Here is a 13,827-nt window from a genome sequence, read left to right as displayed (position 1 = left end):
CCGCCGACCACATCCGTGCCCTCGGCGGCTGGGACTCGCAGGCCCAGCCCAGCCAGGAGATCCAGTTCACGCCGGCGCGCGTGATCATGCAGGACTTCACCGGCGTGCCCTGCGTCGTCGACCTCGCCACCATGCGCGAGGCCGTCAAGGAGCTCGGCGGCGACCCGGCCAAGGTCAACCCGCTGTCCCCGGCCGAGCTGGTCATCGACCACTCCGTGATCGCCGACAAGTTCGGCACCAACGACGCCTTCGCGCAGAACGTCGAGCTGGAGTACGGCCGCAACAAGGAGCGCTACCAGTTCCTGCGCTGGGGCCAGACCGCGTTCGACGACTTCAAGGTCGTCCCGCCGGGCACCGGCATCGTCCACCAGGTGAACATCGAGCACCTGGCCCGCACGGTCATGGTCCGTAACGGCCAGGCCTACCCGGACACCCTGGTCGGCACCGACTCGCACACCACGATGGTCAACGGCCTCGGCGTGCTGGGCTGGGGCGTCGGCGGCATCGAGGCCGAGGCCGCGATGCTCGGCCAGCCGGTCTCCATGCTGATCCCGCGCGTCGTCGGCTTCAAGCTCACCGGCGAGCTGCCCACCGGCACCACCGCCACCGACCTCGTCCTCACGATCACCGAGATGCTGCGCAAGCACGGCGTCGTCGGCAAGTTCGTCGAGTTCTACGGTGAGGGCGTCGCCGCCACCTCGCTGGCCAACCGCGCCACCATCGGCAACATGTCGCCGGAGTTCGGCTCCACCGCCGCGATCTTCCCGATCGACGACGAGACCCTGAAGTACCTCAAGCTCACCGGCCGCTCCGAGCAGCAGGTCGCGCTCGTCGAGGCGTACGCCAAGGAGCAGGGCCTCTGGCTGGACCCGAAGGCCGAGCCCGACTTCTCCGAGAAGCTGGAGCTCGACCTCTCGACGGTCGTCCCCTCCATCGCCGGCCCGAAGCGCCCGCAGGACCGCATCGTCCTCGCGAACGCCGCCGAGCAGTTCAAGCAGGACGTCCGCAACTACGTGGACGACGTCGACGAGTCCGGCAAGGAGTCCTTCCCGGCCTCCGACGCCCCGGCCGTCGCGCCGAACGGCGCCCCGTCCAACCCGGTCACCGTGACCGCCCCCGACGGCTCGACCTACGAGCTCGACCACGGCGCGGTGACGGTCGCGGCCATCACCTCCTGCACCAACACCTCGAACCCGTACGTCATGGTCGCCGCCGCGCTGGTCGCGAAGAAGGCCGTGGAGAAGGGCCTGACCCGCAAGCCGTGGGTCAAGACCACCCTCGCCCCGGGCTCCAAGGTCGTCACCGACTACTTCGACAAGGCGGGCCTCACCCCGTACCTCGACAAGGTCGGCTTCAACCTCGTCGGCTACGGCTGCACCACCTGCATCGGCAACTCCGGCCCGCTGCCGGAGGAGGTCTCCAAGGCGGTCAACGACCACGACCTCGCGGTCACCTCGGTCCTCTCCGGCAACCGCAACTTCGAGGGCCGGATCAACCCCGACGTCAAGATGAACTACCTGGCGTCCCCGCCGCTGGTCGTCGCGTACGCCCTGGCGGGCTCCATGAAGGTGGACATCACCAAGGACGCCCTGGGCGCCGACCAGGACGGCAACCCGGTCTTCCTCAAGGACATCTGGCCCTCCGAGGCCGAGGTCAACGACGTCGTGGCCAACGCCATCGGCGAGGACATGTTCAACAAGTCCTACCAGGACGTCTTCGCCGGCGACGCCCAGTGGCAGGCGCTGCCGATCCCGACCGGCAACACCTTCGAGTGGGACGCCGAGTCGACCTACGTCCGCAAGCCCCCGTACTTCGAGGGCATGACGATGGAGACCACCCCGGTCTCCGACATCACGGGCGCGCGCGTCCTGGCCAAGCTGGGCGACTCGGTCACCACCGACCACATCTCCCCGGCCGGCGCCATCAAGGCCGACACCCCGGCCGGCAAGTACCTCACCGAGCACGGTGTGGAGCGTCGTGACTTCAACTCCTACGGCTCGCGCCGAGGCAACCACGAGGTCATGATCCGCGGCACGTTCGCCAACATCCGCCTGCGCAACCAGATCGCGCCGGGCACCGAGGGCGGCTACACCCGCGACTTCACCCAGGACGGCGGTCCGGTGTCGTTCATCTACGACGCCTCCCGCAACTACATCGAGCAGGGCACCCCGCTGGCCATCCTGGCCGGCAAGGAGTACGGCTCGGGCTCGTCGCGCGACTGGGCCGCCAAGGGCACCGCGCTGCTCGGCGTCAAGGCCGTCATCGCCGAGTCGTACGAGCGCATCCACCGCTCGAACCTGATCGGCATGGGCGTTCTGCCGCTCCAGTTCCCCGAGGGCCAGTCCGCCGCCTCCCTCGGCCTGACCGGCGAGGAGACCTTCTCCTTCACCGGTGTCGAGGAGCTCAACAACGGCACCACGCCGCGCACGGTCAAGGTCACCACCGACACGGGCGTCGAGTTCGACGCGGTCGTCCGCATCGACACCCCGGGCGAGGCCGACTACTACCGCAACGGCGGCATCATGCAGTACGTGCTCCGCAGCCTGATCCGCAAGTAAGCGGTCGACCAGGCGGTAGCGCACGGCAGTTCAGGGCCGCATCCCCGATGACGGGGGTGCGGCCCCTCGCCGTCCGGGCCGGTGAACGCCGCAGGTCACACCGCGCCGGGATGCCGCGCGCGCCGGCTGCGGCCCTCCCTCGCGCCGCCTTCCGCCCTCCCGCGGGCCGAAGCGGCACGGACGACCCCGTTTACAAGTGGGCCGTACAGCGCTACCTTCCGCCACAGGTGAAGTGGGAGCGCTCCCATATGTTCGCGCCCGACGGACCGGAACCCGCCGGGCGCGAGCGGGACGCTCCCACTTCGCGCCTCGCAGGCCGGCCGCGCACGCCGCAGGCACCCGGCGTGGACGCGAACCGGTCCCGCATCCGCAGTGCACTCCCTGCCCGCACGGTCCGTACACGGAAGGCGGACTCATCTGCCATGCAATCTGTCATGATCACGCCAAACGAGAAGACGACCTTACGCACCCGAGCCCTCTTCCTCGTTCTGCTGGCCCTGCTGGCCACCGTTCCCGCCCTCGGCCTGATCGTCACGGCCGGCGGCAAGGCCGAGGCGCACGGCACCCCCATGAAGCCCGCCAGTCGCACCTTCCTGTGCTGGCAGGACGCGCTGACCGACACCGGTGAGATCAAACCGGTCAACCCGGCCTGCAAGAACGCCCAGCAGGTGAGCGGCACCACGCCGTTCTACAACTGGTTCTCCGTGCTGCGCTCCGACGGGGCGGGCCGCACCCGCGGCTTCGTGCCCGACGGTCAACTGTGCAGCGGCGGCAACGCCAACTTCACCGGCTTCAACGCACCGCGCGCCGACTGGCCGCTGACCCATCTCACCTCGGGCTCGACCGTGGACTTCTCGTACAACGCCTGGGCGGCCCACCCGGGTTGGTTCTACGTCTACGTCACGAAGGACGGCTTCGACCCGACCCGCACCCTCACCTGGGACGACCTGGAGAGCCAGCCCTTCCTCTCCGTCGACCACCCGCCGCTGCACGGCAGCCCCGGCACGGTGGAGGCCAACTACTCCTGGACCGGCCGGCTCCCGGCGGGCAAGTCCGGTCGCCACATCATCTACATGGTCTGGCAGCGCTCGGACAGCGCGGAGACCTTCTACTCCTGCTCCGACGTCGTCTTCGACGGGGGGAACGGCGAGGTGACCGGCATCCACGAACCCGGCAACCCGACCGAGCCGGTTCCGGGCGCCTGCACCGCCACCCGCAGGACCACCAACACCTGGAACGGCGGCTACCAGTCCGAGGTGACCGTCACCAACTCCGGCGATGTCCCGATGCTCGGCTGGATGGTCGACTGGACGCTGCCGGCGGGCCAGTCGGTCGCCAGCCTGTGGAGCGGCAACGCCACGTACACCGGCCAGGCGGTGATGGTCCACAACGCCGACTGGAACGGCTCGCTGAGTCCGGGCCGCAGTACGACCTTCGGGTACGTCACCTCCGGCTCGGGCGGCGACAGCACGACGAGCCTGCCCTGCCGGGTCGGCTGAGCGACGCTCGCGAGAGCGGTCCGGTGGGCGGTCGACGCCCACCGGACCTGCGACCCGCTGCGACCGACGTGGCCGCCGGGCCTGGCACGACCGATGTGGCCGCCGGGCCTGGCACGACCGACGTGGTCGGCGGCCTGACGCGGCTGACGTGACCGAGGTGCAACCGCCCCACCGGAACGTGCCCCGAACCCGCCCAGGCCCTGATGCGATGGCGCGTCGGCTCGTTCGAGGGTTCCCTGTCGCCGTCCGTCCTCGACGGCCCCACCGTGCTGACGACGTCAGCCCGCCGGGTCCCCCACGTCCGCCGCATCCCCCACGTCCGCCATGACCGCCATGTCCGCCGGGTCCGGCCGTGCTGCGCGGGTCGCCCCACGTTCCGCCAACCGTGCGGCCAGCCAGCCGAGTTGACGCCTCACGTGCTCGCCCCCGCCTCCCTCGTGCCCGTTGAACGGGTAGGGGTGAATCTCCCTGTGGGCACGCGCGCCCCCGCTCAGCTCGCCGTAACGGTTGAACGCGGCGTACACCCCGCTCGGCGGGCAGACCGTGTCGCGCAGGCCCGTGCCGAAGTGGACGGGGGCCCGGGCCCGCCGGGCGAAGGAGACGCCTTCCACGTAGGAGAGCGTGCGGTAGGCCGCCTCCTCCGAGCCGCGGTGAACGCAGAGGTAGCCGGCGATCTCCCCGTAGGGACCCGTGTCGGTGAGTTCCAGCGCGCGCCGGACGCCGCACAGGAAGGGGGCGGTGACCAGCGCGGCGGCGAGATCGGGGACCAGGCCGGCGACGGCCAGGGCGAGGCCGCCGCCCTGACTGTTCCCGACGGCGACCGTGTGGGCCGGGTCGACCCCGGGCAGCGCGCGGACCGCGGTCACGGCGCGCACGGCGTCGGTGACGAGACGTCGGTAGTGATAGTCCGCCGGTGCGAGCAGACCCCGGGCGGCGGGTCCGGGACCACCCCGCGCGGTGGCCCACGGGTCGGGGGTGGCGCCTCCGTCGCCGTACTGGTCGCCCTGACCGCGGTTGTCCATGAGCAGATGCGCATGGCCCGCGTTCACCCAGGTCAGCCGTTCGTGCGGGAAGCCGCGGCCGCGTCCGTAGCCGACGTACTCGACGACCGCGGGCAGTGGCTCGCGCGCGCCGGCCGGGCGGCTGAACCAGGCCCGGACGGGGTCGCCCGCGAAGCCCCGGAAGGTGACGTCCCACGTCCGGACCAGACGCAGCCCGGTCTCGACGGGCCGCACGGACACCAGCGGCTCTCGCTGGTGCGCCCGGTGCAGGGTCTCGGCCCAGAACGCGTCGAAGTCGGCGGGTTCGTCGAGCGGCGGGCGATGGCGTTCCAACTCGGGCAACGGCAGGTCGAACGCGGGCACGGTGCCACCTCGCAGGGTCGTGGGGGGAGCGATCGTTGCGTAGGCCAGCCAGAAAATTGCGGAGAACCGCAGCAGTCGAATACCTGGTTCTACCCCGCCCGTTGAGATTGCACAACGCCGCACGGCTCCCGTCAGCCCGCCGTGCAGCACCCATTGACAGCGCTTTCCATGAGCCCTTACGTTGCCGCACAGTTACCGGTAAGGGCGCGAATGTTTCGAGATCACGCACGACTGATCGAGCGTTTCGAAGGATGCCCCGGGAGGCCCGAGCATGAGCACCTCCACCAGGTCGGCCCCACCCCGCAGAACCCGGCGCTCGCCGGCGGAGCCCCGGCACGGGCCCGCGCGCGCCGCGCCGCGCCGGGGCCGCAGGCGGTCGCTGCGCCGCGACTGGCAGCTGTACTCGCTCGCCGTGCTGCCGCTCCTGTTCTTCCTCGTCTTCCGGTATCTGCCGATGATCGGCAACGTGATCGCCTTCCGGCGCTTCGAACCGGGCGGCTCGATCCTCGGGGAGCGGTGGGTGGGGCTGCGGTACGTGCGGATGTTCCTCACCGACCCCACCTTCTGGCAGGTCTTCCGCAACACCCTGTGGCTCGGCGGGCTCACGCTCGTGTTCTGCTTCCCCCTGCCGATCGTCCTGGCGCTGCTGCTCAACGAGGTGCGGCGGCGCGCGCTGAAGCAGTTCGTGCAGTCGATCTCGTACCTTCCCCACTTCCTGTCGATGGTGATCGTCGCCGGCATCACCTTGCAGACGCTGGCCACGGACGGTCCGGTCAACCACGTGCTGTCCTGGTTCGGCCACGAACCGGTCCGCTTCATCCAGGAACCCGGCTGGTTCCGCACCGTGTACGTGGGCTCGGAGATCTGGCAGACCGTCGGCTGGGGCACGATCCTCTACCTCGCGGCGCTCACGACCGTCGACGAGGACCTCTACGAGGCCGCCCGCATCGACGGCGCCGGCCGCTGGCGGCAGATCTGGCACGTCACGCTGCCGGGCATCCGCCCCACCATGATCACGCTGCTGATCCTCAACATCGGCACGTTCATGGCGGTCGGGTTCGAGAAGGTCCTCCTGCTGTACAACCCGCTGACCTACCCGACGGCCGACGTGGTCTCCACCTATCTGTACCGGACCGGCGTCGAGTCCAACAGCTTCAGCTACGCCGCCGCGATCGGGCTGTTCGAGGCGGTCATCGGACTCGTGCTGATCACGAGCGCGAACCTGCTGTCGCGGCGCACCGTGGGGACGAGCCTGTGGTGAGCCCCCGGACCGCCCGCGCTCCGCGTCCGCGCACCTCCGTGCACCAGCCCACGCGCGGCTACCGCGTCTTCCAGGGCGTCAACGGCGTCGTCCTCACCCTCGTCGTGCTGGTGACCCTGTACCCCTTCGTCAACATCGTCGCGCGGTCCTTCAGCGGGGAACGGCAGATCCGCGCCGGTGAAGTGACGCTGTGGCCCAAGGGATTCAACCTCACCACCTACAGGATCGTCTTCCGGGACTCGATGTTCTGGCGCAACTACGGCAACACGGTGCTGTACACGGTCGTCTCCACCGTCATCGCGATGGCCCTGACGACCTGCTACGCCTACGTCCTGTCGAAAAGCGACCTCAGGGGGCGGGGGGTGCTGGTCGGCGTCGCCGTGTTCACGATGTTCTTCACCGGGGGGCTGATCCCGAACTACGTCCTGGTCACCAGCCTCGGCCTGAAGAACTCGGTCTGGGCGATCGCCCTGCCCAACGCGGTCAGCGTGTTCAACCTGCTGGTGATGAAGGCGTTCTTCGAGAGCCTGCCGCGTGAGCTCGAGGAAGCCGCGGAGATCGACGGACTGAACACCTACGGCATCCTGTTCCGCATCGTGCTGCCGCTGTCCAAGGCGGTCATCGCGACCATGGTGCTCTTCTACTCGGTGTCCTTCTGGAACTCCTGGTTCTCGGCGTACCTCTACATGGACCGCACGGAGCTGATGCCGGTCACGGTCTACTTGCGCAACCTGATCTCGGGGGCCACCACCGGCGGGAACGCCGGCGCGGGAACCGACCAGCTCAGCCAGGTCGGAGCGAACATCCAGGCCGTGACCATCGTGCTGACGGCGCTGCCCATCCTGTGCGTGTACCCGTTCGTCCAGCGCTACTTCGTCTCCGGCGTCACGCTCGGCGCGGTGAAGGGCTGAGAGCCGTACCTCCGACGGAACAAGGGAGTCTCCGTGAAGAACGCAGGCCAGCTGTCACGACGTCAGATGCTCTCCGCCGCAGGATTCATCGGCCTGGCGGCTCTCACCGGCTGCGGGGGCGGCGAGAGCGGGGGCGATGACAAGGACCTCTCCAAGAAGCAGAACGGAGCGATGAAGGAATACCGCGTCGGGCAGCGGTTCAAGGCGTCGAAGCCGCTCTCCTTCTCCGTGCTGCACAACAACAACCCGGTCTACCCGATGAAGGAGAACTGGCTCTTCTGGAACGAGGTCACGCGACGCACCGGGGTCACCCTGAAGCCGATCGCCGTCCCGCTGAGCGACTACGAGAAGAAGCGCAGCGTCCTCATCGGAGCGGGCGACGCCCCGTTCCTCATCCCCAAGACCTACCACCCGTCCGAGGTCGCCTTCGTCTCGTCGGGTGCGATCCTCCCGGTGAGCGAGTACGTCCATCTCATGCCCAACTTCCGGGACAAGGTCAGAAAATGGAAGCTGGAGCCCGAACTGGACTCCATCCGCCAGTCCGACGGCAAGTACTACCTGCTGCCCGGCCTGCACGAGAAGGTCAAGTCCAACTACTCGCTGTCGCTTCGCACGGACGTGCTGGACAGGCTCGGGCTCGCCCTGCCCACGACCTGGGACCAGGTCCACGACGTCCTCAAGGCGATCAAGGCCGAACATCCGGACCTCTACCCCTTCTCCGACCGCTGGAGCACCAACACGCCGTTCCCGGCCGCCGCGTTGCTCAGCTATCTGGGCCAGGCGCACGGGGTGAAGGCGGGCTGGACCTACGACAACATCAGCTTCGACGCGAAGGCCGGCGAGTTCGTCTTCACCGGCGCCACCGACGCCTACCGCCAGGTCGTCGAGTACCTGCGGAAACTCGTCGCCGAAAAGCTGGTGGACCCCGAGAGCTTCACCCAGACCGACGACGAGGCGGTGCAGAAGCTGTTCGGCCAGAAGTCCTTCGCGATCAGCGCCAATTCGCAGGAGCTGGTCCAGAACTACCGGTACAACCTCGAGAAGCAGGTCAAGGGCGCGAAGATCGAGATGGTGCCGGTCCCGCTCGGGCCGGCGGGCCCCGTGGTGATGGGCGGCGCCCGGCTGGAGAACGGCGTCATGATCTCCAGCAAGGCCCTCACCAGCGACACGTTCGTCGCCATGATGCAGTTCGTCGACTGGCTCTGGTACTCCGACGAGGGGCAGCGGTTCGCCAAGTGGGGCGTCGAGGGCACCACCTACGCCTACTCGGGCGGCCGGTACCGGACCGAACCCGGCATCAGCCTGATGGGGTCGGACCCGGACGCGCCGAAGGACCTCCAGAAGGACTACGGCTTCTTCAACGGCGTCTTCACCTACGGCGGCAGCTGGGCGCTGGTCTCCTCGTCCTTCGGCGCGGACGAGAAGCGGTTCCAGGACGCCATGGCCCGGCGGGAGCAACTGCCCATCGACCCGGCCCACCCGCTCCAGTCCGTCGAGCAGGAGCAGGCCTCGCTGTGGGACACCCCCCTGCGGGACCACGTCACGCAGAACATGCTCAAGTTCGTCCTCGGCAAGCGGCCGCTGTCCGAATGGGACGACTACGTGGGCGAGTTGAAGGCCAAGAACATGGACCGGCTCGTCGACCTGCACAACGAGGCGCGCGCACGCTTCCAGAAGGAGAACGGGTGATCCACGTCCCCGCCCGGCCGACGGGCCCCTTCCACGACGCCTGGCGGCACTGCGTCGGCACCGGCCGCGCCGAACTCGCCCTGCGCCGCGACCACCAGGACTCCCTCGGCCTGATCCGGCGCGACATCGGATTCCGGTACATCCGCGGCCACGGCCTGCTCAGCGACGGCATGGGCGTGTACCGCCCCTACGACCACGAGGGCGCGCGCCGCGTCCTGCACAGCTTCACCTATGTCGACCAGGTGCTCGACGCCTACCTGGCGGCCGGTGTCCGGCCCTTCCTGGAGCTCGGGTTCATGCCCGCCGAACTGGCCTCCGGCGAGCAGACGGTCTTCTGGTGGCGGGGCAACGTCACCCCGCCCCGCTCCCACCGCGAGTGGGCCGACCTGGTGCGCGCCACCTTCACCCACCTCGTCGACCGCTACGGACCGGACGAGGTCCGCACCTGGCCCGTCGAGGTGTGGAACGAGCCCAACCTGCGCGACTTCTGGCAGGACGCGGATGAGGACGCGTACCACCGGCTGTACGAGGTCACCGCGCACACGGTCAAGGAGGTGGACGCCGCTCTCCAGGTCGGAGGCCCCGCCGTCTCGCCCGGCGCCGACGCGTGGCTGGACCGGTTCGCCGAGTTCACCGAGCGCCGGAACGTGCCGGTCGACTTCGTGTCGAAACACGCCTACACCTCCGGCCCCGCCCAGCACGTCCCGTTCGGCGTCCACCAGACCCTCGCCCCGGCCTCCGACCTGCTCGACCAGTTCGCCACGCCCCGTGAGCGGCTCAAGGGCACCGCGCTCGCCGGGCTGCCGGTGCACATCACCGAGTTCAACTCCTCCTACCGCCCCGACAACCCGGTCCACGACACCGCGTTCCACGCCGCCTACCTGGCCCCCGTGCTCGCCCACGGCGGCGATCTGGCGGACTCCTTCTCCTACTGGACGTTCAGCGACATGTTCGAGGAGGCCGGCGTCCCCACGGCTCTCTTCCACGGCGGCTTCGGACTGCTCACCCACCGGCAGGTCAGGAAGCCGGTCTACCACCTGTACGCCTTCATGGCCCGGATGGGCCCCGACCTGCTGGCACGGGGTGACGACCACCTCGTCACCCGCCACGCGGACGGCCGGACCGCGGTCCTGGCCTGGGCGCCCGTCGACCCGACGGGGCAGACCCCCGGCCCCGACCGGCACACGCTGCGCCTGTCACTGCCCGCCGGAGCCGGGGAGGTCTTCGTCCGCCGGTCCAGCGTCGACGAGGACCGGGGAAACGCGTACACGGCCTGGCGGCACATGGGCAGTCCGCGCTCTCCGCGCCCCGGGCAGCTGGACGTCCTCCACGAGGCCGCCGAGCCCGCCCGCAGCCACCGGCGCCTGCCCGTCCGGGACGGCCGCGCGGTGCTGGACATCACCCTGGCACGCCACGAGATCACCCTCGTGGAGCTGACGCCGGTCGCCGACGAGACACCGCCCTGGTGGGACGAGCGACGGGTGCTGGGCCGGCCGGCGCCGTGAGCACCGCCTCCGCCGGCGCCGCCCCGGCCCGCCGTCCCCACCGGCAACCGCATCCGGGCCCGGGTGAGGGTCCGGGGCGCGGCCGGGTCCGAGTCCGGGTCCCGGTCCGGGTCGTCCACCGTCGTCGCGCGTCCGCCAGGGGGACTCATGAGCACCGCCACCACCGTCGCTTTCGGCACCGGACCGTTCTCCCGGGCCGCCGCCCTGCTGCACACCCTCCTCACGGTCGAGGTCCTGCTCCTTGCGACCGCAGCCCCCGGTCTGGCCGGCCTCCTGGCCCTGGGGCCCGACCCCGCCAACCTGCCCCTGGCCGCCGTCTGCCTCGCACCGCTCGGCCCGGCCGCGTCCGCCGCGCTGTACGCGCTGCACCATCGCAGCCGTGACCTCACCGACCTGCACCCGGCCCGGGCGTTCGGACGGGGTCTGCGCCTGAACACCCTTCCCGCGCTGAAGCTCTGGGCCCCGCTGTCGGCCTGGCTCACCGTGATCGTCTTCACCCTCACCCACTTCGCCGCGACCGCTCTGCCCCTGTGGTGGGCGGTTCTCCTCGGAGCCGTCGGCGTGGCCTGTCTGCTCTGGGGCGCCCACGCCCTCGTCCTCACCTCGCTGTTCACGTTCCGTGCCCGGGACACCGCGCGCCTCGCGGCCTACTTCCTGCTCCACCGGCGGCGCGTCACCCTTGCCGCGGCGTCGCTGCTGGTCCTGGCGGCCACGGTGACGGCCGCGCTGACGGAGGCGCTGACCGCCGTGCTGGCCGCACCGCTGCTGCTGTCCCTGCTGCGGTGGAGTCGCCCGGTGATCGTCGAGACCCAGGAGGAGTTCACCGCACGAGCGGGCACGGACCCGGGAACGACGGCCGACTCCCGCCGCGGCGCGTGACCTCCGCACGGGCCGGCGGTTCGAACGGGGCGACGCCCTGACGTCGGGCCCGCTCGGCGTGACCGTCCTCGTGCTTCAGTGGATCGTGCGTCCCCGCGCGTCGGGAACGCCCGACTTGCGCAGGAAGTAGCTGTTCACCTGGTCCCGCCACTCCCGGGCGCAGCGCACCTGTTCGTCATAGCGTTCCGCGACGCGCGCGTGCAGCGCCGGGTCGACCAGGTCCGCGAGTCCCGCCCACACCCGGCGCGCCTCCTCGGCCTCCTCGACCCCTTCGAAATGCGTGTCGTAGATGTGCTGCACGACCGTTTTCCCGCTGTGCAGGACATGCCCGTACGGCACGTGGTGGAAGAACAGCAGCAGCTCGTCGGGGCAGGTGGCCGCCGACTCGTACAGCGCGGACCAGGGTTCGCCGTACTGGCCCGCGTAGCCGGTGCCGGTCGCCGCGCTGCGGTCGACGCCGACGCCGTCCCGGTCGGCGAAGTGGTACGTCCCCCAGGGGCTGTACTCGTAGCCGTCGACGGCCGGGCCGTAGTGGTGCCCGGGCTGCACCATGAACCCCACGCCCAGCGGGGCGGTGTACTTCTCGTAGGTCCGCCAGGAGTTCCGCAGCACCGCGCGCAGTCCTTCCGCCAGCCGCTCGGGGGCGGCGGGGAAGGTGAGCGCGATCCACTCGTCCAGGATCCCGAGCGGGTCGGCGTCCGGCCGCCAGGCGAGCCGGCCGAAGGTGTAGAGGTTGGCCTGGGCCAGCGGGTGCCCCGTCCAGTACGGGTCGTCGCCGGCGTTGGACACGGCCACCGCCCCGTCGCCCGCCGCCTGAGCGACCGTCGGTCCCTGTGCGCCGCCCGGACGAAAGCGCAGCACCTCGCTCCACATGGGTCCCAGCCAGCACACGTGCCGCTGCTGCCCGGTGTACTCCTGGGTGATCTGCATCTCGACGGCGACCCGGGTCCGCCGCAGCGCGCCGAACACCGGCGAGACCGGTTCACGGACCTGGAAGTCCATCGGCCCGTGCTTCGCCTGAAGCACCGCGTTGTCGGCGAACTCCCCGTCCAGCGGCGCGAAATGGTCGTAGGCGGCCCGTGCCCGGTCCGTCGAGCGGTCCCGCCAGTCCTGGCGGTGGTCGTACACGAAGGCCCGCCAGTGGACCGTGCCGCCGTACGGGGCGAGGGCCGCGGCCAGCATGTTCGCGCCGTCCGTGTGCGTGCGGCCGTAGGTGAACGGGCCCGGCCGGCCCTCGGAGTCGGCCTTCACCACGAACCCGCCGAAGTCCGGGACGGCCTCGTACACGTCGTGCACGGCCTTCGCCCACCAGTCGCGCACGGCCGCGTCCAGGGGGTCGGCGGTGGGCAGCCGGCCCAGGACCACCGGGGCGGCGAAGGTCACCGACAGATGCGTGCGGATGCCGTACGGGCGCAACGCCCCGGCGATCCGCGCCACCTCGTCGATCCGGTCGGTGAGCAGGTGCGCCTCGACGTCGTGGACGTTGACGTTGTTGACCGAGACGGCGTTGACGCCGCAGGCCGCCAGCAGCCTGCCGTACGCCCGCAGGCGCCGGGTGTCGTCGCGGGCCCGTCCGTCCCGCCAGAACAACGAGCCGCCGGAGTATCCCCGTTCCACCTGCCCCATGACCGGATGAACGGCCACGTTGTCCCAGTGGTCCAGCATCCGCAGCGCCGTCGCCGGCCGGTGCTCCTCTCGCGGCCGGGTGCCGCGGAAGGCGTCCTCACCCAGCCGTACGACGTGGAACAGCCCGTACAGCAGGCCGCGTCGGCCGCCCGCCGTGACCGTGGTCGTCCCCGCGGCCCGTTCGAGGACGAACCCTTCGTCGTCGGCGCGGTCGCCGCTCCCGTCGGCGTCGGCGACGCGAAGGACGAGGTCGTACGGGTCGTCCGACGCCTCCCGTTCGACCTGCCCGCCGAACCGCGCGCACGCGTGGGCGACTTCGGCGTGCACGGTCTCCGTCAGGGGGCCCGCACCGTGTACCAGGGTCCGCCGGCTGCCCAGCGCCCGGAACGCGCCCGGCGGCAACCAGGCGGGGTCGACCCCCTCGACGACGAAGACGTCGGCGTCGGTGACGGGCATCCCGTTCCCCCCTCGGCGGCGGGCCGCGCGACGCTGGCGCACGACCCGCCCATTGTGGTCCACGAGTGACCGCCGGTAC

General features: G+C 70.5%; 9 protein-coding genes. 7 read left to right on the top strand and 2 right to left on the bottom strand.

The window, feature by feature from the left end:
* Positions 1-2,558, top strand: a 2,558-nt coding sequence (gene acnA, locus KMS84_RS18950; RefSeq protein ID WP_256917432.1) for an aconitate hydratase AcnA, incomplete at its 5' end; no start/stop codon positions are given.
* A 434-nt stretch (positions 2,559-2,992) separates the two neighbouring features.
* Positions 2,993-4,057, top strand: a complete 1,065-nt coding sequence (locus KMS84_RS18945; RefSeq protein WP_256917431.1) for a lytic polysaccharide monooxygenase auxiliary activity family 9 protein — start codon at positions 2,993-2,995, stop codon at positions 4,055-4,057.
* 278 nt (positions 4,058-4,335) lie between these two features.
* Here the strand turns inward: KMS84_RS18945 and KMS84_RS18940 are convergent, their stop codons facing one another.
* Complete coding sequence (locus KMS84_RS18940; protein WP_256917430.1) at positions 4,336-5,421, bottom strand: acetylxylan esterase; 1,086 nt, start codon at positions 5,419-5,421, stop codon at positions 4,336-4,338.
* A 271-nt stretch (positions 5,422-5,692) separates the two neighbouring features.
* Between KMS84_RS18940 and KMS84_RS18935 the strand changes: the two genes are divergently transcribed.
* The 5 genes from KMS84_RS18935 to KMS84_RS18915 all read left to right on the top strand — a co-directional run bounded on the left by KMS84_RS18935 (position 5,693) and on the right by KMS84_RS18915 (position 11,666).
* Positions 5,693-6,682 (top strand): ABC transporter permease, encoded by a 990-nt coding sequence (locus KMS84_RS18935; RefSeq protein WP_256917429.1) that lies wholly within the window; start codon positions 5,693-5,695, stop codon positions 6,680-6,682.
* Positions 6,679-7,593 (top strand): carbohydrate ABC transporter permease, encoded by a 915-nt coding sequence (locus KMS84_RS18930; protein ID WP_438818958.1) that lies wholly within the window; start codon positions 6,679-6,681, stop codon positions 7,591-7,593. Before KMS84_RS18935 ends, KMS84_RS18930 begins: the two co-directional genes overlap by 4 nt.
* 33 nt (positions 7,594-7,626) lie before the next feature.
* Positions 7,627-9,282 carry an ABC transporter substrate-binding protein gene (locus tag KMS84_RS18925; protein ID WP_256917428.1) on the top strand — a complete coding sequence of 552 codons (1,656 nt, stop codon included), beginning with the start codon at positions 7,627-7,629 and terminating at the stop codon, positions 9,280-9,282.
* On the top strand, positions 9,279-10,787 hold the full coding sequence (locus KMS84_RS18920) for a GH39 family glycosyl hydrolase (protein ID WP_256917427.1): 1,509 nt from the start codon (positions 9,279-9,281) through the stop codon (positions 10,785-10,787). The genes KMS84_RS18925 and KMS84_RS18920 overlap by 4 nt, the downstream gene beginning before the upstream one ends.
* Positions 10,788-10,934: 147 nt before the next feature.
* Entirely contained in the window at positions 10,935-11,666 is a 732-nt protein-coding gene (locus KMS84_RS18915) for a hypothetical protein (protein WP_256917426.1), read from the top strand.
* Positions 11,667-11,741: 75 nt separating this feature from the next.
* On the opposite strand, the gene KMS84_RS18910 is transcribed toward KMS84_RS18915, so the two are convergent.
* Positions 11,742-13,748 carry an alpha-glucuronidase gene (locus KMS84_RS18910; protein ID WP_256917425.1) on the bottom strand — a complete coding sequence of 669 codons (2,007 nt, stop codon included), beginning with the start codon at positions 13,746-13,748 and terminating at the stop codon, positions 11,742-11,744.
* Positions 13,749-13,827 lie beyond the last annotated feature (79 nt).

It is taken from the genome of Streptomyces hilarionis (assembly GCF_024539675.1).
In the GTDB taxonomy this organism is placed as follows: Bacteria; Actinomycetota; Actinomycetes; order Streptomycetales; family Streptomycetaceae; genus Streptomyces; species Streptomyces hilarionis.
Note: the sequence above shows the minus strand (reverse complement) of the source record. Positions and strands in the feature narration are given on the sequence as shown.

Bases quoted from the DNA above. Each gene is read 5' to 3' on its own strand.
- KMS84_RS18945 (WP_256917431.1), top strand. From the start codon at position 2,993: ATGATCACGCCAAACGAGAAGACGACCTTACGCACCCGAGCCCTCTTC.
- KMS84_RS18915 (WP_256917426.1), top strand. From the start codon at position 10,935: ATGAGCACCGCCACCACCGTCGCTTTCGGCACCGGACCGTTCTCCCGG.
- KMS84_RS18910 (WP_256917425.1), bottom strand. From the start codon at position 13,748: ATGCCCGTCACCGACGCCGACGTCTTCGTCGTCGAGGGGGTCGACCCC.
- KMS84_RS18935 (WP_256917429.1), top strand. From the start codon at position 5,693: ATGAGCACCTCCACCAGGTCGGCCCCACCCCGCAGAACCCGGCGCTCG.